This is a genomic window from Armatimonadota bacterium, assembly GCA_016223145.1.
Lineage (GTDB): Bacteria > Armatimonadota > Fimbriimonadia > Fimbriimonadales > Fimbriimonadaceae > Nitrosymbiomonas.
In genome coordinates, this window is sequence record JACRPN010000005.1 from 18402 (window position 1) to 40464 (window position 22063).

Consider the following 22063-nt stretch of genomic DNA (forward strand, 5'->3'; position numbering starts at 1 on the left):
CATGAAAAACGACTTTCAGCTTCAAGACCAGTTCAACCGCCGAACCTTCCTCAAGCGAACCGGCGGCGTGGGTCTGGCTGCCCTGGCGTCATTGCTCGTGAGGGAAGGGTGGGCCGAGACAGGTCCGAGGTCCGAGGCTCGAAGCTTGCTGGGACCAAGAGACGAAGGGACGAAGGGACTGAGGGACGTAGGCACAGACCCAAACCCCACACCCCGAACCCTAAACCCTTCCGAGGGCGGCCTCCCAGGATTGCCGCACTTTCCCGCAAAGGCCAAGCGGGTCATCTATCTGTTCCAGTCCGGCGCGCCGAGCCAGATCGACCTGTACGACCCGAAGCCACAGCTCAAAGAGCGCTTCAGAGAAGACCTTCCGGCGAGCGTGCGTATGGGCCAGCGCCTGACCGGCATGACTAGCGGGCAGAAGGCGTTCCCAGTCGCGCCGGGCATTTTCGGTGCCAAGACCTTTGGGCAGAGCGGGCTCACGATCAGCGAATTGCTCCCGAACATCGGCGGGATCGCCGACGAGATTTGCATGATCCGGTCGATGTTCACCGACGCGATCAACCACGATCCGGCCGTCACGTTTGTACAGACCGGGCACCAGCTTGCGGGCCGACCCAGCATGGGGTCCTGGCTCAGCTACGGGCTCGGGACGATGAACCGCGACCTCCCGACCTACGTGGTGCTCACCAGCATCGGGCGGGGAAGGCAAGACGATCAGCCGCTCTATGACCGGTTATGGGGCTCGGGGTTCATCCCGACCCAGCACCAAGGGGTCAAGTTCCGAAACACCGGCGACCCCGTTCTGTTCCTCTCCGATCCTCACGGCATCGATCGTCAAACGCGGCGCGAAATGCTCGATGAGCTGATGGGGCTCAACAAGATTCAGCGGACCGCCACCGGCGACCCTGAAGTGGACACCCGAATTTCGCAGTACGAGCTGGCATTCAGGATGCAGGCGTCCGTGCCAGAGCTTCTCGACATCTCCACCGAGCCCAGCGCCGTGTTGGAGATGTACGGCCCCGACGTCCATCGAAAGGGTAGCTATGCTTACAACTGCCTGCTCGCAAGGCGCTTGGCAGAGCGTGGCGTCCGGTTCGTTCAGCTTTTCCACATGGGGTGGGACCACCACTTCGACCTTCCCAGGATGGTGAGGGGCCAGGCCCAAGACACCGATATACCGTCCTCGGCGCTGATCAAGGACCTGAAGCAGCGGGGGATGCTCGACGACACTCTGGTCGTGTGGGGCGGCGAGTTTGGGAGAACGGTCTACTCGCAGGGCGACCTGACAGAGACGAATTACGGCCGCGACCACCACCCGCGCTGCTTCTCCATTTGGATGGCCGGCGGCGGCATCAAGCCGGGCATGAGCTACGGGCAGACCGACGATTACAGCTACAACATCGCTGAGAACCCGGTCAGCATGCACGACCTGCATGCGACGATGCTGCACCTTTTGGGGGTCGACCATGAGCGCCTAACCTTCAAGTACCTCGGCCGCGACTTCCGGCTCACGGACGTGAGCGGGGAAGTGCCGAGCGCGATTCTGAAGTAGGTTCCGGTGAACAGTGATCGGCGATGGTCGGTATCAACTCCGGGTCCTCCCTCCGTTCTGAAGGGGAGTACTGTAGGCGCCGGTTCGGTGCCGGCGTCCGGTGGTGAGGTCGAAGATCCCGTCGCCTCTGGCCGGGAGGGGATGGGAATGCGGCGTAGGTCCAACATTTAGGTACTCGGGTTTCCAGGACGCCCGAACCCAATCTCGTTAACCCATACGGCCAGGTCGGAATAGACAACCGTAATCCATTCCCCAGATGTGTCGTTATTTATTTCCGAAATCGCTACAACTTGCCAACCGTGCTGGCACATCTCGTTCATTCCTGCTTCGGCTTCTTCAATTTGGTTATATCGCCGGACCTTGTAAGCCATTTCGCCTCCCCTCCTACGGCACCGTCACCACGCTCAAAATCGCTGAAGTCGCTCCGACTCTCGCGCTGTTTTGTATCTCTTGCGCGCGGTATTCGCGCTGTTCAGGCTGGCCTGCAGCAATCGGCGCGCGGGCATCGACGTATTCCGCCGTCTGAGAAATCCCAAGCTGCTCCCAAGTGCCAGCGCTGCGCTTGCTGCCCACCGCAATCAAGCCGAACGTCTCGGTGAGGTCTAAGGGCGAGACAGTTCCCCAATTGTCCCTGGCTATTCCCATCGAGTCATTGTACAATAGACTCGAAACGTGACGAAATGAATCCCAACAGCTATCTTAGCCGAGACCCGAAGGTATGCGGAGGCGAAACCGTGTTCAAGGGCACAAGGGTGCTGCTTCGGACGGTCTTGGCGAGCCTAGCCGAAGGGGACCGGGAAGAGGATCTGCTGGAAGCATTCCCTACGCTCACAGTGGACCACATTCGTGCGGCAGTCGCATTCGCCGCAAATTCGGCGCTAGAGGATCAGCCCGTGCCGGCGGTGCCCCAAGTCCGGTGAAGATCAAGCTGGACGAGAACATCCCAATCAACGTCGCGTCTTCATTTGGCGCGATCCACGAAGTTGATTCAGTCCTTTCGGAAGGGCTCCAAGGCCACGACGACTCTGCGATTTGGGCCGCTGCCCAAGCGGATGGACGGTTCCTGATAACTCAAGACTTGGATTTCTCGGACCTGCGAGCCTATCTCCCTGGGACTCACGCGGGCATTTTGCTTCTTCGGCTACGCAGTCCCTCGCGGGCTGCGATGATCGCACGGGTCACCGAGATTTCGGAGATGGAGGACTTCCCAAACTGGGAGGGGTGTTTCGTGGTCGCGACAGACTCGAAAACTCGTGTTCGGAGACCAAGCTAGCAAGCTCCGAAAATGCGGCAATGTCAGCCCGTCCGACTTGGGGCAGCTACCCCAGAGACGATGCCTCTCGGAAAAACGCAGAAGCTCTGCGTCGGGGATTGCAGTCAAAATCACCTCTGTGACCTACGACGACTTGGTGTCACTGGCTATGGAGCTGCCCGAGACGTCGGAAGGGCCGACTTGGGGCACATCCGGCGTCAAACGCAAGAATCGCTTCATGTTCCGGATCAAGGAGGACGGTGAGTCCGTGGCCATCCGGCTCGACTGGGATACCCGGGACCGGTTGCTGAAGGAGCGCCCGGAAGTGTGCTTCCTGACGCCTCATTACGAGAACTACCCGGCGTTGCTCGCCCTCTTGGAGTCCCTGGACTCGGAGCTGGCATGCGAGCTGGTTCGGGCCAGCTGGGAGTTCGCCCCCAGCAAGGACCAACGCAGCTGAGCGGCTAAAGGCGTACGCTCCTAAGCCGCAAAGCATTCGCGATGACGCTCACGGAGCTGAGGCTCATGGCCGCTGCCGCAATCATCGGACTCAGGAGGACGCCGAAGAAAGGATAGAGAACACCGGCCGCCAGAGGAACGCCGAGCGTGTTGTAGCCGAACGCCCAAATGAGATTGAGCCGAATGTTCGACATCACGGCGCGACTCAACTTCCGCGCTCTTAGGATGCCACTCAACTCGCCTTTGACCAGCGTAATCGCGGAAGTATGGATGGCCACGTCGGTGCCCGTTCCCATCGCGATGCCCACGTCTGCCGCAGCGAGTCCCGGAGCATCGTTTACGCCATCGCCGGCCATGGCAACCACTTTTCCTGCTTGGCGCAGCTCCTGAATGACCTTCGCCTTGTCCTCGGGCCGCTGGTTTGCTCGGAATTGGCGCAGGCCGAGCTTCGAGGCGACAGCCTCAGCCACTCCCTGGGCGTCTCCCGTGAGCATCACCGGCTCGATGCCGAGTTCAGCGAGGTGAGCGAGTAGGGCCGCAGCATCAGGCTTGATCGGGTCCTCGACCCCGATGAGGCCGATAACAGCCCCGTCGCGACAGACGAAGACGGTGGTTTGTCCCTTCGCCTGCAGCTCTAGGGCCAACCGGGCCAGATCCCCGGGCTCAATGGCGAGAGATTCGAGCAGCGCCAGGTTGCCAAGGGCAACAGGCGCGCCGTTAAGGGTGCCTTTGAGCCCCAAACCCGTCAGGGATGAGAAGTCCTGAACCGCGCTGGGCTCGACGCCCTGGGTGGCGGCTGCTTCAAGGATGGCTGCGGCGAGCGGATGCTCGCTCGATCTTTCAAGTCCCGAGGCCAAGGCGAGAACCTCTTGCGAGCTGATGGTGCCTGCCTGGAGAATGGCCGCCACCTTTGGTTTGCCGACGGTGAGCGTGCCGGTTTTGTCCAAGACCAACGTGTCGACTCGCTCCATGAGTTCTAGGGCGTGAGCGTCCTTGACAAGCACGCCTGCCTGGGCTCCGCGCCCCGTGCCCACCATGATCGACATCGGCGTCGCCAATCCCAGAGCACAGGGGCAGGCGATGATGAGGACGGCGACGGCGTTCAGGATCGCATACGCGAGCTTGGGCTCCGGCCCCCAGACGGCCCAGCAAACAAAGCTTAGGGCCGCACTCAGCACCACAGCCGGCACGAAGATCGCGGAGACGCGATCGGCAACCGTTTGGATGGGCGCCCGCGATCGCTGGGCCTCGCTGACCAGCTTGACGATCTGTGCCAGCAGCGTGTCCTTTCCAAGGCGTTCTGCGCGCATCACGAATCCTCCGCTGCCGTTGAGGGTTCCTCCGACGACGTCGTCACCCTCGCGCTTTGAGACCGGAAGCGACTCGCCGGTCAGCATCGATTCGTCGACGGCGCTTTGGCCTTCCGTGACGACACCATCGACCGGTACTTTCTCCCCTGGGCGAACACGCAGGAGGTCGCCGACTTGAAGGTCGCGCAAAGGCACATCTTCTTCCTTTCCGTCGGCGGCCACCCGCCTGGCGGTTTTGGGCGCCAGGCCCAATAGGGCCCGGATCGCGGTGCCGGTTTGGGAGCGCGCTTTCAACTCCATGACCTGTCCCAAAGCGACAAGGGTCAGAATCACCGCTGCAGACTCGAAATAGACCGGGACGGCGCCCATGTGGTCGCGAAACGATGCAGGGAAGAGCCCTGGGGCAACGGTTGCGATCAGGCTGTGCAGATAGGCCACGGCCGTTCCGATCCCGATAAGGGTGAACATATTCGGGCTTCGCAGCTTCAGGGAAACCCATGCCCGCTCAAAAAACGGCTTGCCGTTCCACATGGCCCAGGTGGCAAAGAGCGCCTGGATCGCCGCACCGGCGCGGGCGTTGTGCGGGAAGAGGTCGAGGCCGACCATCGGGCCCATGGCGATCACGAGGATCGGAACGGTAAAGGCAAGACCGGCCCAGAACCGGCGGCTCATGTCTTCGAGTTCCGGGTTCTTCTCTTCGATCTCGATTTCGCGCGGTTCGAGCGCCATGCCGCATTTCGGGCAGTTGCCCGGCCCGTCTTGAACCACCTCCGGGTGCATCGGGCAGACATAGACCTGTTTGGTGAGCTCTAGCGAGACCTCTTCGGGTTCCAGCGCCATGCCGCACTTGGGGCAGGGGCCAGGTCCAATTTGGCGAATCTCGGGGCACATCGGACAGATATAGACACGGGTGTCGCCTTCGGCAGCCTTGGCCTCGGCTTCATCGGCTGCTTTCCGTTTTTCGGGGTCGAGGTAGCGTTCCGGGTCGGCGTCGAACTTCGTTTTGCAGCCGGCGCAGCAGAAGTAATAGTCCTTTTCCTGATAGGTGGACTTTGGCGTGTCTTCCACAGGTTCGACGGTCATCGAGCAGACCGGGTCGATATGTCCCTTGGGTTTGGCCATTTGCAGGGGCTGGAGGTTGCGTCGAGGTTCCATGGTTGAGGCTCCCGCATCGCCGTCTAGCTTTCAGGACCACCTCGCCCCTTGTGGGAGAGGTCGGTGAGCTCCGGCGAACCGGGTGAGGGGTCGCCAGGCGCCGAAACGTAGCGGCCGTGCGGGCCCCACTAGGCTACCTCTTGTCCTAAGGGTTCGCCTGTTGCTGGGATATGCTCGATGGATGAAGTCCGAGACCGCTTACCTGACCTTTCAGACCCAACAGAGGGAGGAGTTCGTCTGCATTACTGAGGAGGTCGCCCGGGTCGTAGGCAAGTCCGGGATTCTAGAGGGGTTTTGCCTCGTGAGCGCCATGCACATCACCTCCGCGGTCTATGTGAACGACCTCGAGCACGGCCTGATCGAGGACATCAAGGAGTGGCTGCGGGGCCTTGCTCCCACCAAGGACTATCGCCACCACCGGACCGGCGAGGACAACGGCGAGGCGCACCTAAAGAACCTGGTCTTGCATCACCAGGTGATCCTCCCCATCACCTCTGGGCGGCTTGACCTTGGACCCTGGCAGCAGGTGTTCTATGCCGAATTCGATGGGCAACGCCGCAAGCGCGTGATCGTAAAGGCAATTGGTGAATGATGAAAGAACCTGGAAAGCGGGCAAGACCGGACCCGGCAGCAACGTCTCTCTTGATGCTCGCTGGGAACGAGCGGATGGTACGCCGGGCTCATCTCGGACTTGACAAGGCTATGGAGGAGATGACGGGCAGTGCGGACGTGCTTGCCACGTTTCTCAAGAACCATGCCGACGCCGCTGAGCCGCTTGCCCGCGGGTTGGGAACCGAGGCGGATGTGATCCGGCAACGGGCGGAAGCGATTGGCCCAACCTCGGAGCCGCCTGCCGATCCACCAAGGCTCCCGCCTAACAAGCAGGAGGCCCTGGATAGGCTAAGAAGCGAAGCCGAATGGAAAGCCCCTTGGTCGGCTCCCGTCACGAGGGCGATGCAAGAGGCCCGGGATGAGGCGACAACCGATGGCCGCGAGATCTACAGCGTGGGAGAGATGATGGCCGCGCTGCTCGCCTCGGACTGTGAAGCGAGGATGCTGCTTCTGGAGTTCGGGCCTGCCTCAACACTTGACCGTGCGGTGCGCGAGTTGAAGGGCCGCAAAACACAAGAAGTTGACTTCATGGTCGAGTTTCAAAAGAACATGAAGTCGATGCTCGACGCGGCTTGGCCTAAGCTGATGGAAGAGGCTAAGCAGATGTCAGCCGATGGCTCGACGCAACGGGACCCGAATGCGCTGAAGGAGGAGCATTACGCGAAGGACCCGGCATACTACGACGCGCCCGTTGACCTAGCGAAAAGGCTAAGGGAACCCGTGCCCGACGCTCGCTACCGGAACACCCTGCTTGGCGGTATCTGCCTGCATGCCGCAGAGAACGAGGCGCGGAGACGAAGCGCCCCTTCCGTTCGGCTTGATCACATGGTATACGTGCTGCTCCAGGATGGCACGGACACGGCCGAGTTCCTCGATGGGCTGAAAGTCGACCGAATAGCCTGGCGAAGAAGGCTCGACGAAGCTCTGCCGTACTATCCCGAAGGCCCACGATGGCCCGCCAACGCCCGAGATCTGGGCATGAGCATCCCCGACCCGGGCGAGACGCACCTTAAGAAGGAGGTTCCAGATTTCCTGGACGTTTCCTCATTAAGCAAGGAGGAGCGAGGCGAGTACTTCGAAAGGAAGGCGTCAGAACGGAATTTCACGGACCTTGCGTTTCTGGTCCAAGTCCCCACAGAGGATGCTTCCGTGGGCCATCAGCTCTTTCAGGAGGCGAATATCTCTCAAGACGCGATCAGAGCCGCCGTCCGCTCAAAGGAGACCGGCGATCCGGAGTGGTACCTGCGAAAGCCGAATCTTGCCGAGCAGCTTCGAGACAGTGGCATGGCAACGAGCCTCAACATGCTTCTTTCCGAAAGGCGATGCTTTGAGGCAGCAGAGTTCGAGGCCCGTACCCGATGGGCGCCATCAATAACGCTCGATCATCTGCTGCTCGCATTGTTGGGGGATGGAACAGATACTTCGGCCTTCGTTGAGTCGATGGGAATTGACCGCAAGAGCCTGCTCCAAGAGATAGATCGAACGTGCCCTCGGTACAGCTCTGGTCCCTATTTCCCCGAGAGAGATCGCTCCTCCATGTTGGGTTTGGCCGCGTTCGGGATCCTGGCCAAAAGGCGGTTCAGCGATCTGCTTGCGATCTACGAGCTGCTGAATGACCCGCTCTCGGACTCCACGGCTGCGGGGCGGGTTGGGCTAAGGCTGCTCATAGACCGGGGTGTGACGCTGGACAACGTGCGCGCGTTTCTGAGTTCATTGGGGGTCGACATCTCGGAGTATGAAAATGGCTAGGGAAAAGGGCCAGATCAGCAGTCATATGCCTCAGGAGCCTGACTCCACTACCTCATGACCGCTGCAGGCTCTGCTCCTGAGGCTCTTGGTCGCACTGGGCGTAAGCCTCAGGACCTTGATCCCGGACTCTCGGGAGCGTGCGATCTGAGGGTCCTGAGGCATGACCGAGGCTCATGAGCAGTTTCGGACCGTTGCGTCCCTACAGGGCCCGATCCTTTCGGGCGCCGGCTTTCCAGGGCGATGCCCTTCGCTTTCACCTTTCGGCCCCTTGGTCCTTATCGGAGAGAACCAGCGAGGGTTCATAGCCTGACATCCGCGAGCGAACCCACCACCTCTTCCGCCTCAACCAGGTGGCCGTGGCGCTCGCGATCCACTCCGATGACGTAGCACCCTGCGGCCTTTGCGCTTCTGACTCCATTCACGGAATCCTCGAAAGCGGCGCAGTCACACGTCTCAAGACCGAGCCTGCTTGCCCCCAGCAAGAAGGGCTCAGGGTGCGGCTTGCCAAAGACCACGTCGCGCTCGCAGACCAGGGTCTCAAACAAGTGCCCGATCTCGCCGGCAAACCTCTTGCGGACAGCCTCGACATACCACTCCACCGACGAGGTGACGATTGCCGCCCTCCTCTCTCTTATCCTGGGCAAGAAGGGCAAAACGTCCGGGAATACCTGGATCTGCCGCGCGATGTAGCCGCTGAGGATCGGTTTTTGGGTCTTGGTGAAGCTTTCAACCGTCAGTGAACTGCTGAACCTGGCATTGAGGTCTTCGAGCATCCTCGGTAAAGTCGTGCCGACATACATCGAAATGTCCTCCTTCTCGATGGCGAGACCCATCGCATGGAACGCCTCCAATTCGGCCTTTTTATGCCAGGGTTCGGAGTCGATGAGGGTGCCGTCGAGGTCGAATAGGATGCCTTTGATCAAGGGCACCAGGGTACCGCGACTTGTTCCGTCCGAACCGAACGCCGGCCCTAATCAAAGGGGCCACCCAAAGGAGCCTTGGAACGCAATCCTGTGTTGGCTCTGTGCGCCACAGCGTTTCCTGACATACTCGTCAGCATGATCCGGACGGTTTGGCGATGATTCTGGCGATCCTAGGCGCCGCTATCGTGGTCCTTGTGCTTTGGGACGCCTTTCAGGCCATCGTCGTGCCGAAGACGGTGTCCCGTCAAATCAGCATTTCCTCGATGTACGCCATGGCCGTTTGGCGGGTGTGGCATGGGCTGGTGGACCGTCTGCCCGAGGGCCGCGCTCGCCACGCGCTGCTGGTCTCGTTTGGTCCGATGGCGCTGCTGTTCCTGTTTGTCGCTTGGTCCGGAGTGCTCGTGGCCTCTTTCGCACTGATCCTTTTCGGCGTTCAGGCCCTAGGCCCAGGTGGCGACTTTCTGGAAGTGCTGTACATGTCCGGCGTGACGTTTTTCACGCTGGGATTCGGGGACGTGGTGCCCCAAACGGGGTTGGGACGGTTTCTTACGGTCGTCGAAGCCGGCACAGGCTTTGGGTTCCTTGCGGTGGTGATCGGCTATGTTCCGACGCTCTATCAGTCCTTTTCTCGTCGCGAGCGGTTTATCGTCCTGCTCGATTCCCGCGCAGGCTCGGACCCCTCGGCGTGCGAACTGCTAAGGCGGCACTTCACGCTGGGAACGATCGGGCAACTGGCTGAGACGTTGCTGTCGGCCGAGGTTTGGGCGGCCGAGCAGCTTGAGGTCTATCTGAGCCATCCCATATTGGCTTACTACCGGTCGCAGCACGACTCACAAAGCTGGCTGAAGACCATCACGGCGATCTTGGATGCTTGTGCGCTGATCCTGGCCTGCAAATTGCCGGAAGACGAGGCTCATCGAAACCTACGGTTCCAAGCGCAAGCCACCTTTGCGATGTCGCGCCACGTGATCGTGGATCTGGCCTACCTGCTGGGCGACGCGCCGGCGAAGAAACCCTTTGGTAGGCTCGCACCGGCTGACCTCGAGGCCCTTCGGGAAACGCTAGCGCTGGCGCAGTGGGATCTCGATCAAGAAGCCTTGCAAAGGCTTGAGCGGTTCACGGCGCTTTATGAGCCCTACCTCGTGGGGCTCGCCATCGAGATGCATTTCTCGGTCCCCGCCTGGCGACGCTTGGATGAAGAGCCGGATAATTGGGAGCGAACCGCCTGGGACGACGCGCCGCACTTCTGAGAGAAGTGCTTCAATAGTAGCGCTTGAGAGAGGTCACAGTCGTTGGAGCTGGATTCGCCGGTGTGGAAGCCGCCTGGTCGCTGGCTGAAGCTGGAGTCGAGGTGCGGCTCATCGAGATGCGCCCCGAGACTTCCACGCCCGCCCACACCACCTCCCATTTCGCCGAACTGGTCTGTTCAAACAGCCTGAAATCTAAGCTCGGCACCAGTCCGGCGGGACTTCTCAAAGAAGAGATGGCGCATCTGGGCTCCGTGGTGTTGCAGGTTGCGACGAAGTGCGAGGTCCCCGGTGGCGAAGCGCTCTGCGTGGACCGCAAGCTCTTCGGCGCCTGGATGACCGAGAAGCTGGAGTCGCATCCTTTCATTCAAGTTGAGCGGCGCGAATTCTCGCCGCAAGACCTAGAGCGCGAGCTCAGCGCCGGCGGCCTCGTGGTTCTGGCGACAGGGCCGCTGACCAGCGCGGCCCTGTCTTCATGGCTCGCCGAAGCCACTGGCCGCAAGCACCTCTACTTCTATGATGCGGTGAGCCCGACGGTAGAGGCCGCGTCGCTGGACCGCTCGATCGTGTTTGCCCAGAGCCGGTACGGCAAAGGGGGCGACGACTACCTGAACTGCCCGTTCGAGAAGGACAGCTACCTTGCATTTGTTCGGGAGTTGATTGCCGCTGAGCGGGCGCCCATTCATGCCTTCGAAGCCGGTGGAAAGCGCGATGCCCCGGAGAGCGAAAGGGAAGACGCCTTTCTTGAGAAGATCAAGTACTTCGCAGGCTGCACGCCCATCGAAGCGATCGCCGAAAAGGGCGAACGCTCGCTCGCCTTTGGCAACTTCAAGCCCGTGGGGCTGACTGACCCGAGGACGGATCGCCGCCCCTATGCCGCACTCCAACTGAGGCCCGAGAATGCAGAGAAATCACTCTACTCCCTTGTCGCTTGCCAGACGCGGCTCAAGTGGGGCGAGCAGAAACGGGTGTTTCGGATGGTGCCTGGATTGGAGCAGGCAGAGTTCGTTCGTTATGGCGTGATCCACCGCAACACCTATCTCGAGGCGCCCGTGGCCCTGCATCCAAACCTCGAACTCAGGAGCAGGCCGGGTGTGTACGTGGCCGGGCAGCTTACTGGGGTTGAAGGTTATGTCGAGTCGGCGGCGATGGGAATCCTGGCCGGCAGGTTCGTGTTGGACAGGTTGGCGGGAAGGGAATCCGTGCTGCCTCCAAGGGCCACCGCCTTGGGTTCGCTATTGGGGCACTTGCAGGATGAGACCGAAAGGGAGTTCGCTCCGATGAACATCAACTGGGGCCTCCTGCCTGAGCCTGCAGAGACCTTTCGGGACAAGGGTCTCAAGCGGGCCGCCAAGCTCGCGTTTGCGAGGAGTGCGTTTGCCGAATGGCTCGGAGCAGCGGCTCAGGCCGCTTCTTCGTCTTCAACGTGAACCTTGTTGACTGGTTCAGCGCTCGCAAAATCCCAGTTGTCACAGTCGAGCCTTCGGCAGAAGATCATTCGCTGGAGCGAGCCGTCGTTCTGTTCGACTTCGGCCATCTTGGCGAACCTGCAATCCACGCAGAGCTCGGGCTCCAAAAGTCGGACGATTTTGAGTTGACGTCGCGCCATCCTTGTACCTCGACTTCGGGCGGACCTCCCTCGCCCCAGCGTTGCCGGGGGGCCTTCCTTGGCCGGAGATGGTTGCCGTTCCTTGCCGTCAATAAGAGCATCGGATGGGGGGATGATGGCGGTGCCGGTTAGAAATACGGGATTCCCTTGGAGGCGTTGCCGGCACGGGTTAGGAGCTCGATTCGCCAGGCCGGTAGGTCAGGGAGTCCCATGGGGTTTGGATCTCTAGAGCCTCTCTGAGTTCAGCCAAATACCTTCGGTGCGACATCGGCAGTGCACCGAGCGACCGAAGGTGAGGATTCATCATCTGAGCGTCAAAAAGCACGAATCCCAGCTCACGGCACCTATTCACAAGCGCCCAAAGCGCAACCTTGCTCGCGTCGGTTTCGCGGTGGAACATCGACTCGGCGCAAAAGCAGCCCCCAAGCGCAAGCCCATAAACTCCTCCCACCAGGGTCCCGTCGAGCCAGCTTTCGCAACTGTGCGCCCATCCATCGCCATGGATTCGCGTGTAGCAGTCGATCAGCCCCTCCGTGATCCAGTTGTCCTTGGGCCTCACGCAGCAGCGCATCACATCCTCAAATGCGGTGTCGTAGCGGACCTCAAATCGGCCCGAACGCAGGGTCTTTCCGAGGGACCTGGAGACCCGAATGCCTTCGACCGGAAACACCGCCCGGACGTTCGGCACATAGAACTCGATCTCCCCGGTTTCAGGTTCGCCCATAGGGAAGGCGCCGTGCAGGTACGCGCTTCGAATGAGGTCCGATGTTAGGTCTTCGCCTCGCATCAGGCCCCCTTGCGCCAGGCCATCACATAGAAGTTGGGCATCCTGGTAAAGTCGCCCAGCCCAGGGTATTGCTCGACGGTCGCGGGTGAGGGAAGCGGCTCGGAGAAGTGCTCAAGCCTCAGGCCCGCATCCAGGCAGGCTTCCATGACCTTCCCCAATGGCCTGTGGTATTGAAGGACCTCGATTCCTCGCCACGAGCAGGACTCCGAAAACTCCTCGGCGTACCGGTCAAACGAGTAGCGCGACTTGCGGCCCTGGTCGTCGAGAATCCAGCGTCCGTTTGCGGTCGCAAAGGCTGAGACGTTCGAGAGGATCAGCCTTCCTCCCGGTTTCAGGACCCGCGCCATTTCGGAGATCGCCTCCCGATACCCCGGAATGTCCACGAGCGTGACATAGCTGGCCGCCAAGTCGAAGGTCGCGCTCCGGAGCGGGATCGCCTCTGCGACGGCCCGAAGCAGTTGCCGGCTTCCTCGCCGCTTGCCCAACTGGAGCAGAGCCACTGTCGGATCGAAGCCCACAACCTCTGCGCCTCGTTCGGCGAGCATCCGCGCGAAGCGCCCTTCTCCGCACCCGACGTCGAGAACTCGCGATCCTTGAACGTCGCCACAGAGCCTGAGCATCAAGGGATCGAGCAAATGGGTCCGGTTGGGGTCCCCTTGGTCGACGAACGTGGCCCACGCATCCGCCGATTCCACCCATCCGCCTTCCATTCCGCCATTTTACGTGAGGCCCAGGATCGTCTTGACGGCCGTGCAATACTTCAGCCCATGACCACCGATCCTCTTCGCTATTCCCTGGATACTTCTGGAACGCAACTAACGAAGGTCTATGAAGGCCTTTCTGAGGACTTGATGGACGCCCACCTTGATCCAAGCGCAATGTCGCCGAGGGAGATCCTCGAGCATCTGTGCGAGTGTTACGTCGCCTATTCAGCCTACGCACAAGGCGAGAAGCACGATTGGGGAAGCTATGCGGCTGAAGATAAAGGCACCGGGCCGCTAATGTCCAAGTGCCTTGAACTCAGGGCCTCGGCAATCGAGAAGGGCCTTGCCTCCGAGTCAGAGGGCATCCGGAACGCTTCGATGGACTTCATCGCGCTCCACGACTGCTATCACGTGGGGCAAGTCGCCTCACTCCGAATTGCAAAGGAGCCGGACTGGAACTCGCATAGCCTGTATCAGTGAGCGGGGTTAGTTGGGTAGAGCTCCGGACCTGTAGGGCAGACTCTTAGTCTGCCTTGAGCCGGTCCACGACTGCAACGAGCCCACAAGCTAGCCGCATGACTTCACAACCAGGGTCAAAAACGAGCCTTCAGGTACAATCGTTCCCATCTCACACGGGATGAGCCTTGCGGCCGGGTCCTGATTCGGGATCTTCCTCGAATCTGGTGGCGCCGCCAAGAAAAGGGAACATGGCCAGGACGGTCATGCCACCCACGGGGTTCGCCCGGAGGAAAACAAAACCCGGAGGATGCACTCCCATGGCTGGAGTGCCTAACGAGACATATGGTTGAACTCAGCATGAAAGAGCTGCTGGAGTCTGGCGTCCACTTTGGCCACCAGACCCGCCGCTGGAACCCCAAGATGAAGCGCTATATCTATGGCGCTCGCAACGGCATCTACATTGTCGACCTGCACCAGACCATTAAGCTCTTCGAGGACGCGCTGAAGTTCGTCCAGAAGATCGTCGAGGACGGCGGCACCGTGCTGTTCGTCGGCACGAAGAAGCAGGCACAGTCGGCAGTCAAGGAAGCCGCACAGCGGAGCGGCCAGTTCTGGGTCAGCGAGCGCTGGCTCGGCGGCATGCTCACCAACTGGAAGACGATCCAACTTCGCGTGAACCGCCTAAAGGAGCTGGACCGGATGGAAGAGGGAGGTTATTTCGAGCGCCTTCCCAAGAAGGAAATGCTGAAGCGCATCGAAGAGCGAAACCAGCTCAACCGCTTCCTCGAAGGCATCCGGAACCTGGAAGAGCCGCCCCAGTGCATGGTGGTCGTCGACGTCAATAAAGAGATCATCGCGATTCGGGAGGCCCGAAAGCTTGGAATCCCGATCGTCGGAATCGTGGACACGAACTGCGATCCCGATTTGGTCGACATGGTGATCCCGGGCAACGACGACGCGATCCGTGCGATCAGGCTCGTGACCGGCAAGATGAGCGAGGCGATCCTCGAGGCTCGGCCGCTCAGCGAAGAACTAACCGAAGGAACGCTGCCCGAAGATGGCGCGCCGACGGACGAGGGGCGCCCGATCGAGTTCGGCGCCGTGGAAGAAGAACTGCTCCGCGCGTTTGGCGGAGACGAGACCGTTGCGGTGACAGCGCCTGTTGTCGCTGAAGAGCCTGCACCGGTGGAGGAGGCTCCTGCCGCGCTTGAGGCGCCCTCGGAAGTGGAAGCGGCTCCTGCAGCAGAAGAAGAGTCCGCCCCGGCAGCGGCAGTGGAGGAAACGAACTAAATGGCTATCTCAGCCGCAGACGTTAAGAAGCTTAGAGACGAAACTGGCGCGCCGATGATGGATTGCAAGGCCGCCCTCGAAGAGGCCGAAGGCGACTTCGACAAAGCCAAAACCATCCTTCGCGAAAAGGGAAAGGCCGCGGGTGCCAAGAAGGCGGACCGAGGCACCTCGGCAGGCGTGGTCGCCTTCGCGCCTTCGGCGGACGGCAAGGCCGTGGGCGTCGCCGTGCTGGAGTGTGAGACCGACTTCGTTTCGAACACAGAGGATTTCCAGGGTGTTGCCGCCAAACTTGCAGCGGCATTTTTGGCTAACGATCCTGGCGCGAACCCGATGGGCGCCTCCGTGGACGGCACGACCGTCGAGGGGCTGATCTCCGACGCGATTGGCAGGATCCGCGAGAACATCCAGCTCACCAAGGCGGTCCGCATCGCCTCCGATGGCGTTTTGGCCCCTTACGTGTATCAGACCAAGACCAAGGGTGCTGTCGTCGAGGTGAAGGGCGATGCGAGCAACCTCGCAGAGGCGGGCTACAAGGTGGCGGTGCAGGTTGTCGCAAGCCCACCGCAGGCCGTCAAGAAGGAGGATCTGCCGCAGGACGTCATCGCCAAGGAAATCGAGGTGGAGACCCAGCGTGCGATTAACGAAGGCAAGCCCGAGAACATCGCCCGCAACATCGCGCAAGGACGCGTGAACAAGGAGTTCGTGAAGCAGGCCGCTCTGCTCGAGCAGCCCTACTACGCGGACCCGCACAAATCGGTGAACGACGTGGTTGCGGAGTTCGGCAAGGCCGGTGGCGGCAAGATTGAGGTCGTGGCGTTCCACTACTTCGGCGTCGGCGTGGGCTAGGCTATGGGCTGACGTCTGCGGCTGCGAGTGCCAACTGGTGTTGCCAACGGCCATTAGGCGCCTCCTTGTCCCAAATTGGACAGGGAGGCGTTTCTGTCTTGAGGAGGCACTTGCGGGTCTTTGCACGCTTTGCCGGCAAAAATACTGTTGGCAAATCTGCTATTGCATCATACAATGAGATACCTCTCAATCTGAGTCATTCTTTAGGGAGGGATTGTTTCTTTCTGGAGGGTTTGTTCTATGCGCAGTTTTACATTCGTCGGGCTGGTTGCCGGCTCGCTCTCTCTTGCAGCGGGATCTCAGGCAGCCATCGTCGACGTCAACGTCTTTGACTTCGATTTCAGCGTCAATGCACCTGGCCAAACTGTAGTGGACGCGGTGATCGACGTCGGGGACACCGTCAGGTGGGTGTTCCTGGCGGACTTTCACACGACCACTTCGGTAGTAGGAAGCGCCGAGTCTTGGGATTCCGGGATGCTCATGGACGGAAGCACGTTCTCCCACAGTTTCGGCCAGGTGGGGGTTTTCACCTACTACTGCCAGATGCACGGCTTTGACATGGGCAACGGCACCGCCGGCGGAATGGCCGGGACCGTGACTGTCAACCCCGTTCCCGAGCCGGTATCCGGGCTCGTGCTCGCTGGGAGTTTAGGGGCGTTTGCGCGTAGAAAGCGCAGGTCCCAGCTTCAGTAGGATTTCGGGGCACACCACTAATAACCCCGTTGGGGACTGTTGAGAAAGACGTAGCCCAGGCGTCCGGCCCGGCCCGTTTAGGTTCTTCGGCTGACGATTCCGAGCGGCAAAACATCAATGCTCAACATTCCCCGTTGGGGCCCCGGAAACGACCCGACGGCTCTATGTTCACGGCACGGCAGCCAAGTGTCCTAAGGGAACCTCTTGGCTTGCTCGGCCCTGATCGCGGCAACGTGGTTCGCCAAAAGCTCCTTTTCCGACGCCATCGCGCCTGGGAACCACCGGATCAAGTCCGCCTCAAGCTGCTCCATCCGCTGAAGATACATCGCCCCTTTGACTCGGCCCTGCGGGCCGCCTGCAGCCTGGACATACGACGCCCACTGGGTCTGCCACCCGGTTTCGGGGTGCTTTGCGGCGAGACATCCAGGATAGACCTCCACTAGCCGCCTCAGCAAGTCCGCCTGCTCTGGCTTGTCCGAAAGGAGGTCGATCGCTCTATCGAGGGACCGTGCTGGATCATAGGAACCGGGGTCATACGCATAGTCGCCGCAGGTCAGCATCGGCAGGCGGTTCAGCTCGTTCTGAAAGCCCATCGGGTTCGTCATGTAACCATCGAGCACCTCGGGGAGCCTCGGATCTCGCCCCGAAACCGGGCCGAGGTGAAGCGCAGGGTTTCGGTCGTTGACCGGGTAGTTATCCCAAAGCACCACCCTGTGCCCCATGGCCTTGCGGATCCGCTTGGCTGAGGCCAAGTCCACCGTTTGCGAGACCACTTGCGGCCCTGTCCAGAACACATAGGCGTTCCTGTCCAGCGCTTTGGCCATTGCCGACCAATAGGGCTGAAACTCCTTCTCCGTGCCGTCGCCCCAATAGTAGGTGGGGCAGAAGATCATCTGTGCCCCAGAGTCCTTTTTGCGCAAGTCCGTGAGGAGCCGGTTGACCAGGTCCGATTGAAGCTGGGCAAGCTGTGCAGGCTGGGTGCCCTCGGTCCCGATGTCGTCGAGGGACAGGCTGTACCAGCGCACCCCCAGGCCTTGCATGAACTCAAAGTGACGCCAAAGGGCCTGATAGTCGCCCTGGCGGTGATAGTCGTAAGGCCTGCTACTGTGAAGCTGGGGATGAAAGGCGAACACAAAGTGGAGGCCTCTTTCCTTGGCCCGCTGGACGACCTTCCTCCAATCCTCCCTTTCGGCCTCCGACTTTGGCTCCCACCAATTGTTGACGTACCTCAGACGATCCGTGTAATAGCTCAAGTAGCAGTTCATCACGAAGTTCATCTTCGCTTTGGCCATCCAGGGAATTTCAGTGAGGTACTGGTCTCTGGACCATCCCCATCCCTTGCTTCCTCGCAGCTTGAAGCCCGTGTTCTGCTTGGGCGATGGCGCCTGAACAGACGGAAGAATTGCGTCGGATGGCTTCTGCGGCTCAATGGTTCCGGAGCCGCCTGAATGCGCTGTGGCCGTGGCGAGGATCAGCACGAGGGCAACCATGCGTAGACCGTACCTCAGGTCCCTATGGGTGCAGTGCTCGACGAAGCCGCCTTGCCGAAAAGCGGCGAACTACCTACGGTCGGACGAACTGCCCTCGGTCGCCTTCTGATCTGGCTTAGCGATCGGCCTGACGGAACAGACCATGCGCGAGATCGCCGCTTTGTCATCCGAGTGCACCATCTCGTTCGCTTCGATTTGGAGAGCTACAAGCCCACGTTCACCAATGAGATACCCCGTGCCCACCGCCAGCTTGCCCTTGAACTCGGGGAACTCGATCAGCCCCTTCCACCCCATGCCTTCGATGGCCCTGCCGTTTGGGACGGTCGTGTGAATCTCCTTGAGGAGTTTCTCAGGCGGATTCGCGAAGTAAGCGACCCTAAGAACGATTCCGGGCCCGCCTTCCGATCGGACGGTGAATCCGCTCAGCGAATATTTGCGATCGGGAATCCAGGGCCTGGCGATCTCGATGTCCATCGCATCGTAGCCGTATTCGGCGTTGGCGGGAACGGCGACGATCTCGGACTTCGCGGGGGCGTTAGCCGAAGGCGCGACGCAACCGCAAAGCGGAAGCAAGCCCAAAACCAACACCCAACCGGCCCTGCACGACACCTGACCAACGTACCCCACCGCAGGGCCGGTATGCGCCAATCCGGGCTTCCTCGGTAACCTCCGCTTGCCTATTCACAGGTGCAACCATGTCAAGAGAGAATCACGCCGACATTCGCATTGGAACCCTCGCCGGTTTTGCCTCCGGCCCCAACTATCTCCGCCAGGTCGTGGCGCACGGCTTCGAATCGTTTGAGCTGACCACTTGGGCCTATGTCGGCGATCTCAACTTGGCCGAATTCGCCAAAGAGGCCGAGGATGCCTTAGGGGGCAAGGCGATCATCAGCAGCATCGGCATCTACGGAAACCCCCTGCAGGACGAGAAGACCGCCCACGATTGGGAGGTGATGATTCGAGCCTGCAAGCACTTCAAGTGCAACGTGGTGAACGGCTTTGCCGGCGCGCTTGAAGATCGTCCGGTGGATCAGTCGATGCCCAAATTTAAGGAGGTGTTCGGGCATTTGGCGAAGGTCGCCGCGGACGAAGGCGTTAAGATCGCGTTTGAGAACTGTGACATGGGGGGCACTTGGGATACCCCGAAATGGAACATCGCGCACGCTCCCACCGCTTGGGAAATGATGTTCAACGAGGTACCTGGCGATGTGCTTGGGCTCGAATGGGAGCCCTGCCACCAAATGGTCAGCCTGATCGACCCGATCGCTCAGCTCCGGAAGTACGTCGGGAGGGTCTACCACGTTCACGGGAAGGACGCGACGATCTGCTGGGACGTGATCAAGGAGAAGGGGCTGAGGGGCGGCGTGCCCGTCGTGTATCACCGCACACCGGGTTTTGGGGATACCAACTGGACCGACGTCATCACCATCCCCAGGCAGGGCGGCTTCACCGGCTGCATCGACATCGAGGGATGGCACGACCCGATCTACCGAGATGAACTGGAGATGACGGGCCAGGTGCATGGCCTGCGGTATCTGCAGGCTTGCCGGGGCGGCGCATTTGTGCCCAACCCCAAATAGCAAAGCGCTCCTAAATTCGAGAAATCCAGCTTCCCCCAAGGTGCGGATCGGCGTCTCAAAAGCCGATGCATTACTTGGGTGAGGATGGGACCAACGAAGCGCATGCCAGACAGAGACCATGCTGGCGTGAAGGAAGAACGTAGGCCGCTGCCCCTGATAAAACACGCTTTGGTGGGATTCTGGTCGTTTAGCTGGGTCCCGGTGATCTGTTGGATCGAGGGGTGGTATGCGTCGGGGACGACGGGTTTTTGGACCAGCGTTCTCGCGGCGCATGCTCGCGGGAGCGTGTGCTGGCTGTTCGACCTGGCGCCGTTCCTGGGCGCCTTTCTCTCCGTCTGGTCCAGACTGAAAGTCGAACGATTGGAAGGGAGCTTGCAGGGCGTCGCAGAGGCACGAGACAGGGCCGAAGCGGATTACCTTGCCGACAAGCAGAAAATCGAGCTCCGGCGCCAGGAGTTCGACCGCCTGGCCGAGCTCCATCGGGCGGCAGCGCGACGGTTCGAAGAGCTGTTTCAGGGCCTTCCGGTGGCTTGTTTCACCTATGACCGGAGCGGATTGCTCTTTGAGTGCAATCGAGCGCTCGAAACCCTATGGGCAACTCCCGCCGCAAAGATGCAGCAAAAACCTGTGAACGAGTCCATATGGTCCACAGGCGACCTGGAACAGTGGCGCGCGCTCAACGAACGCGTTTTCGCCGGCGAAACGATTTACCAGGTGGAGCTTTGGTTCCCTAACGTCGGCGGCTCCGGCAAGTGGATTCTATTCAGCTCGATCCCGCTGAGGTCCATGCAGGACGACGTGGTGGCGGCCATCGCTTCCCTGATGGACATCACTGACCGCAAGGCCATGGAGCAGCGGATTTCCGACCAGATCAGCGAGCTGAACCTGGTCGCCGAACAGCTCGCGGGCCAAAAGAGGGAGCTCGAGGTCGCCAACGAGCGGCTCGCGCTTCAGGCCACGACGGATGGACTTACGGGCGTCGCGAACCGGCGGCTCTTCCGAGAGGTGCTGGACCGAGCCTGTCAGGAGGCCGGCCCCGAACACCCGTACTCGCTCGTGATGCTCGACGTCGACCACTTCAAGTCCTACAACGATACATTTGGCCATCAAGCCGGTGACGATCTACTGAAGTTGATCGCCGACCATCTGAAGGCGGCAATCCGGCCCAACGACTTTGCTGCAAGGTTTGGTGGGGAGGAGTTCGTGCTTCTTTTGCCGGGGTCCGACGCGGCCCAGGCGCACGTTGTCGCAGAACGCATCCGGGCGCAACTCCAGGGGTTGGAGCAAGCTTGCTGCCCCGTGAGCGCGAGTTTTGGCATTGCGACGATCGCCCTCCAAGGGGCGGACCCCAGGGCCTTTCTCGAGCAGGCCGATGCCGCCATGTACGTCTCTAAGCGCTGCGGCCGCAACCAGGTCACCCATTGGGACGACATTTCGGCCGACACCGCGCGGGCGGCTTAGCTCGGCGATACGCGCACCTTTCCGAACTAATTGGGCCTCCCATCCTGCCAATATGGGAAAGAAATGGCGATTGGTCGGACCCTTATTGCCTTGATTGCGCTCGCTTGGGTGTCGAGCCTGCGCGCGCAAGAGGCTGTCCCAAACGAAGTGCTTGTCGGTGTTGCGCCCGGCAGTGACCTCGCCATGCCGGCGGCGCTGCTGCGCTGGGGCATGACCCAGACCGACGCCATATCCCAATTGGGCGTACGCCGCGTTAAGCTGCCACCGGGATCAACCGTCGCCCAAGCCAGGGCCGCTCTCGGGGGATATGCCTTTGTTCGCTTTGTCGAGCCGAACTACCTCGTTCGGCCAGCGTACGTCCCGAACGATCCGAGCTTTGGGAACCAATGGGCTCTTTCAAAGATCAGGATGGCCCAGAGTTGGGACGTGACCTTTGGGTCGGCCTCGACGGTCATTGCGGTCATTGATTCAGGCATCGACAAGGCGCATCCGGACCTCGTCGGCAAGTACGTGGCAGGGTGGGACTTCATCAATAGCGACAGCGACGCACAGGACGATAACGGCCATGGAACCTATTGCGCTGGAATCGCGGCAGCCGCCACGGATAACGGCATCGGCTTGGCTGGCGTCGGTTTCAACTGCAAGATCATGCCGATTAAGGTGCTGAACAGCGTAGGCGCCGGCTCGACCGCGGACGTCGCGCACGGGATCACCTACGCTGTCGACAACGGGGCGAAGGTGCTCAGCATCAGCCTGGTCGCGTCGGGTGGTTCCAGCACCCTTCTGAGCGCTGTGGACTACGCCTATGCCAACAATGTAAGCCTGGTGGCCGCATCGGGCAACAACGGCAACAGCACACCGCTCTACCCCGCTAACTACGCC

The 22063-nt window shown here is 60.8% G+C and carries 24 protein-coding genes; 15 read left to right on the top strand and 9 right to left on the bottom strand.

The features are described from left to right. Position 1: 1 nt before the first annotated feature. Positions 2-1555 (top strand): DUF1501 domain-containing protein, encoded by a 1554-nt coding sequence (locus tag HZC36_02395; GenBank protein ID MBI5705819.1) that lies wholly within the window; start codon positions 2-4, stop codon positions 1553-1555. Positions 1556-1722: 167 nt separating this feature from the next. Here HZC36_02395 and HZC36_02400 read toward each other — a convergent pair whose 3' ends face one another. Further along, positions 1723-1926: a hypothetical protein gene (locus HZC36_02400; protein ID MBI5705820.1), complete on the bottom strand. Its 204-nt coding sequence runs from the start codon at positions 1924-1926 to the stop codon at positions 1723-1725. 13 nt (positions 1927-1939) lie between these two features. Continuing rightward, positions 1940-2200: a hypothetical protein gene (locus HZC36_02405; GenBank protein ID MBI5705821.1), complete on the bottom strand. Its 261-nt coding sequence runs from the start codon at positions 2198-2200 to the stop codon at positions 1940-1942. A gap of 35 nt (positions 2201-2235) precedes the next feature. Between HZC36_02405 and HZC36_02410 the strand changes: the two genes are divergently transcribed. From HZC36_02410 to HZC36_02420, 3 genes are all read left to right on the top strand, one after another. Continuing rightward, positions 2236-2475 (top strand): DUF433 domain-containing protein, encoded by a 240-nt coding sequence (locus HZC36_02410; protein ID MBI5705822.1) that lies wholly within the window; start codon positions 2236-2238, stop codon positions 2473-2475. Further along, positions 2472-2828, top strand: coding sequence for a DUF5615 family PIN-like protein (locus tag HZC36_02415; protein MBI5705823.1), 357 nt, complete (start codon positions 2472-2474; stop codon positions 2826-2828). The genes HZC36_02410 and HZC36_02415 overlap by 4 nt, the downstream gene beginning before the upstream one ends. 118 nt (positions 2829-2946) lie before the next feature. Then, the gene (locus HZC36_02420) at positions 2947-3267 is read left to right on the top strand and encodes a hypothetical protein (GenBank protein MBI5705824.1); all 321 of its coding nucleotides are present in this window, start codon (positions 2947-2949) and stop codon (positions 3265-3267) included. A gap of 4 nt (positions 3268-3271) precedes the next feature. Here HZC36_02420 and HZC36_02425 read toward each other — a convergent pair whose 3' ends face one another. Next, positions 3272-5698 carry a heavy metal translocating P-type ATPase gene (locus tag HZC36_02425; protein ID MBI5705825.1) on the bottom strand — a complete coding sequence of 809 codons (2427 nt, stop codon included), beginning with the start codon at positions 5696-5698 and terminating at the stop codon, positions 3272-3274. A 214-nt stretch (positions 5699-5912) separates the two neighbouring features. Here HZC36_02425 and HZC36_02430 point away from each other — a divergent pair, with 214 nt between their 5' ends. Beyond that, positions 5913-6323, top strand: a complete 411-nt coding sequence (locus tag HZC36_02430; GenBank protein ID MBI5705826.1) for a YjbQ family protein — start codon at positions 5913-5915, stop codon at positions 6321-6323. Beyond that, entirely contained in the window at positions 6320-8092 is a 1773-nt protein-coding gene (locus HZC36_02435; GenBank protein MBI5705827.1) for a hypothetical protein, read from the top strand. Before HZC36_02430 ends, HZC36_02435 begins: the two co-directional genes overlap by 4 nt. A 299-nt stretch (positions 8093-8391) precedes the next feature. Here HZC36_02435 and HZC36_02440 read toward each other — a convergent pair whose 3' ends face one another. Beyond that, a complete protein-coding gene (locus tag HZC36_02440) occupies positions 8392-9015 on the bottom strand; it encodes an HAD family phosphatase (protein ID MBI5705828.1) in 624 nt (207 codons plus the stop codon). A 149-nt stretch (positions 9016-9164) separates the two neighbouring features. Between HZC36_02440 and HZC36_02445 the strand changes: the two genes are divergently transcribed. Beyond that, positions 9165-10265, top strand: coding sequence for a two pore domain potassium channel family protein (locus HZC36_02445; GenBank protein MBI5705829.1), 1101 nt, complete (start codon positions 9165-9167; stop codon positions 10263-10265). A gap of 23 nt (positions 10266-10288) precedes the next feature. After that, the gene (gene trmFO, locus HZC36_02450) at positions 10289-11692 is read left to right on the top strand and encodes a methylenetetrahydrofolate--tRNA-(uracil(54)-C(5))-methyltransferase (FADH(2)-oxidizing) TrmFO (protein MBI5705830.1); all 1404 of its coding nucleotides are present in this window, start codon (positions 10289-10291) and stop codon (positions 11690-11692) included. Here the strand turns inward: trmFO and HZC36_02455 are convergent. From HZC36_02455 to HZC36_02465, 3 genes are all read right to left on the bottom strand, one after another. Beyond that, entirely contained in the window at positions 11665-11871 is a 207-nt protein-coding gene (locus tag HZC36_02455; GenBank protein ID MBI5705831.1) for a hypothetical protein, read from the bottom strand. The genes trmFO and HZC36_02455 overlap by 28 nt on opposite strands. 169 nt (positions 11872-12040) lie before the next feature. Beyond that, positions 12041-12658 (bottom strand): leucyl/phenylalanyl-tRNA--protein transferase, encoded by a 618-nt coding sequence (locus HZC36_02460; GenBank protein MBI5705832.1) that lies wholly within the window; start codon positions 12656-12658, stop codon positions 12041-12043. Next, entirely contained in the window at positions 12658-13368 is a 711-nt protein-coding gene (locus HZC36_02465; protein MBI5705833.1) for a methyltransferase domain-containing protein, read from the bottom strand. Before HZC36_02465 ends, HZC36_02460 begins: the two co-directional genes overlap by 1 nt. A 57-nt stretch (positions 13369-13425) precedes the next feature. Between HZC36_02465 and HZC36_02470 the strand changes: the two genes are divergently transcribed. The 4 genes from HZC36_02470 to HZC36_02485 all read left to right on the top strand — a co-directional run bounded on the left by HZC36_02470 (position 13426) and on the right by HZC36_02485 (position 16650). Further along, complete coding sequence (locus tag HZC36_02470) at positions 13426-13842, top strand: hypothetical protein (protein MBI5705834.1); 417 nt, start codon at positions 13426-13428, stop codon at positions 13840-13842. A 321-nt stretch (positions 13843-14163) separates the two neighbouring features. Beyond that, positions 14164-15111 carry a 30S ribosomal protein S2 gene (gene rpsB / locus HZC36_02475; protein ID MBI5705835.1) on the top strand — a complete coding sequence of 316 codons (948 nt, stop codon included), beginning with the start codon at positions 14164-14166 and terminating at the stop codon, positions 15109-15111. Continuing rightward, positions 15112-15957 carry a translation elongation factor Ts gene (tsf, locus tag HZC36_02480; protein MBI5705836.1) on the top strand — a complete coding sequence of 282 codons (846 nt, stop codon included), beginning with the start codon at positions 15112-15114 and terminating at the stop codon, positions 15955-15957. It begins immediately after the preceding gene. Positions 15958-16197: 240 nt separating this feature from the next. Then, a complete protein-coding gene (locus tag HZC36_02485) occupies positions 16198-16650 on the top strand; it encodes a PEP-CTERM sorting domain-containing protein (GenBank protein ID MBI5705837.1) in 453 nt (150 codons plus the stop codon). A gap of 191 nt (positions 16651-16841) precedes the next feature. On the opposite strand, the gene HZC36_02490 is transcribed toward HZC36_02485, so the two are convergent. Together HZC36_02490 and HZC36_02495 are read right to left on the bottom strand one after the other, a co-directional pair. After that, positions 16842-18140: a beta-N-acetylglucosaminidase domain-containing protein gene (locus HZC36_02490; protein MBI5705838.1), complete on the bottom strand. Its 1299-nt coding sequence runs from the start codon at positions 18138-18140 to the stop codon at positions 16842-16844. A 69-nt stretch (positions 18141-18209) separates the two neighbouring features. Further along, entirely contained in the window at positions 18210-18788 is a 579-nt protein-coding gene (locus tag HZC36_02495; GenBank protein MBI5705839.1) for a hypothetical protein, read from the bottom strand. Positions 18789-18835: 47 nt separating this feature from the next. Between HZC36_02495 and HZC36_02500 the strand changes: the two genes are divergently transcribed. From HZC36_02500 to HZC36_02510, 3 genes are all read left to right on the top strand, one after another. Then, the gene (locus HZC36_02500) at positions 18836-19720 is read left to right on the top strand and encodes a sugar phosphate isomerase/epimerase (GenBank protein ID MBI5705840.1); all 885 of its coding nucleotides are present in this window, start codon (positions 18836-18838) and stop codon (positions 19718-19720) included. 126 nt (positions 19721-19846) lie between these two features. Further along, positions 19847-21181: a GGDEF domain-containing protein gene (locus HZC36_02505; protein MBI5705841.1), complete on the top strand. Its 1335-nt coding sequence runs from the start codon at positions 19847-19849 to the stop codon at positions 21179-21181. A 63-nt stretch (positions 21182-21244) separates the two neighbouring features. Then, the coding region (locus tag HZC36_02510) for a S8 family serine peptidase (protein ID MBI5705842.1) at positions 21245-22063 on the top strand (819 nt) is incomplete at its 3' end.

Coding starts and splice junctions, on each gene's coding strand:
- HZC36_02425 (MBI5705825.1), bottom strand. CDS start 5,698: ATGGCCAAACCCAAGGGACATATCGACCCGGTCTGCTCGATGACCGTC.
- HZC36_02500 (MBI5705840.1), top strand. CDS start 18,836: ATGTCAAGAGAGAATCACGCCGACATTCGCATTGGAACCCTCGCCGGT.
- HZC36_02455 (MBI5705831.1), bottom strand. CDS start 11,871: ATGGCGCGACGTCAACTCAAAATCGTCCGACTTTTGGAGCCCGAGCTC.
- tsf (MBI5705836.1), top strand. CDS start 15,112: ATGGCTATCTCAGCCGCAGACGTTAAGAAGCTTAGAGACGAAACTGGC.
- HZC36_02470 (MBI5705834.1), top strand. CDS start 13,426: ATGACCACCGATCCTCTTCGCTATTCCCTGGATACTTCTGGAACGCAA.
- HZC36_02400 (MBI5705820.1), bottom strand. CDS start 1,926: ATGGCTTACAAGGTCCGGCGATATAACCAAATTGAAGAAGCCGAAGCA.
- HZC36_02485 (MBI5705837.1), top strand. CDS start 16,198: ATGCGCAGTTTTACATTCGTCGGGCTGGTTGCCGGCTCGCTCTCTCTT.
- HZC36_02395 (MBI5705819.1), top strand. CDS start 2: ATGAAAAACGACTTTCAGCTTCAAGACCAGTTCAACCGCCGAACCTTC.
- HZC36_02410 (MBI5705822.1), top strand. CDS start 2,236: ATGAATCCCAACAGCTATCTTAGCCGAGACCCGAAGGTATGCGGAGGC.
- HZC36_02435 (MBI5705827.1), top strand. CDS start 6,320: ATGATGAAAGAACCTGGAAAGCGGGCAAGACCGGACCCGGCAGCAACG.
- HZC36_02460 (MBI5705832.1), bottom strand. CDS start 12,658: ATGCGAGGCGAAGACCTAACATCGGACCTCATTCGAAGCGCGTACCTG.
- HZC36_02405 (MBI5705821.1), bottom strand. CDS start 2,200: ATGGGAATAGCCAGGGACAATTGGGGAACTGTCTCGCCCTTAGACCTC.
- HZC36_02430 (MBI5705826.1), top strand. CDS start 5,913: ATGAAGTCCGAGACCGCTTACCTGACCTTTCAGACCCAACAGAGGGAG.
- HZC36_02490 (MBI5705838.1), bottom strand. CDS start 18,140: ATGGTTGCCCTCGTGCTGATCCTCGCCACGGCCACAGCGCATTCAGGC.
- rpsB (MBI5705835.1), top strand. CDS start 14,164: ATGGTTGAACTCAGCATGAAAGAGCTGCTGGAGTCTGGCGTCCACTTT.
- HZC36_02465 (MBI5705833.1), bottom strand. CDS start 13,368: ATGGAAGGCGGATGGGTGGAATCGGCGGATGCGTGGGCCACGTTCGTC.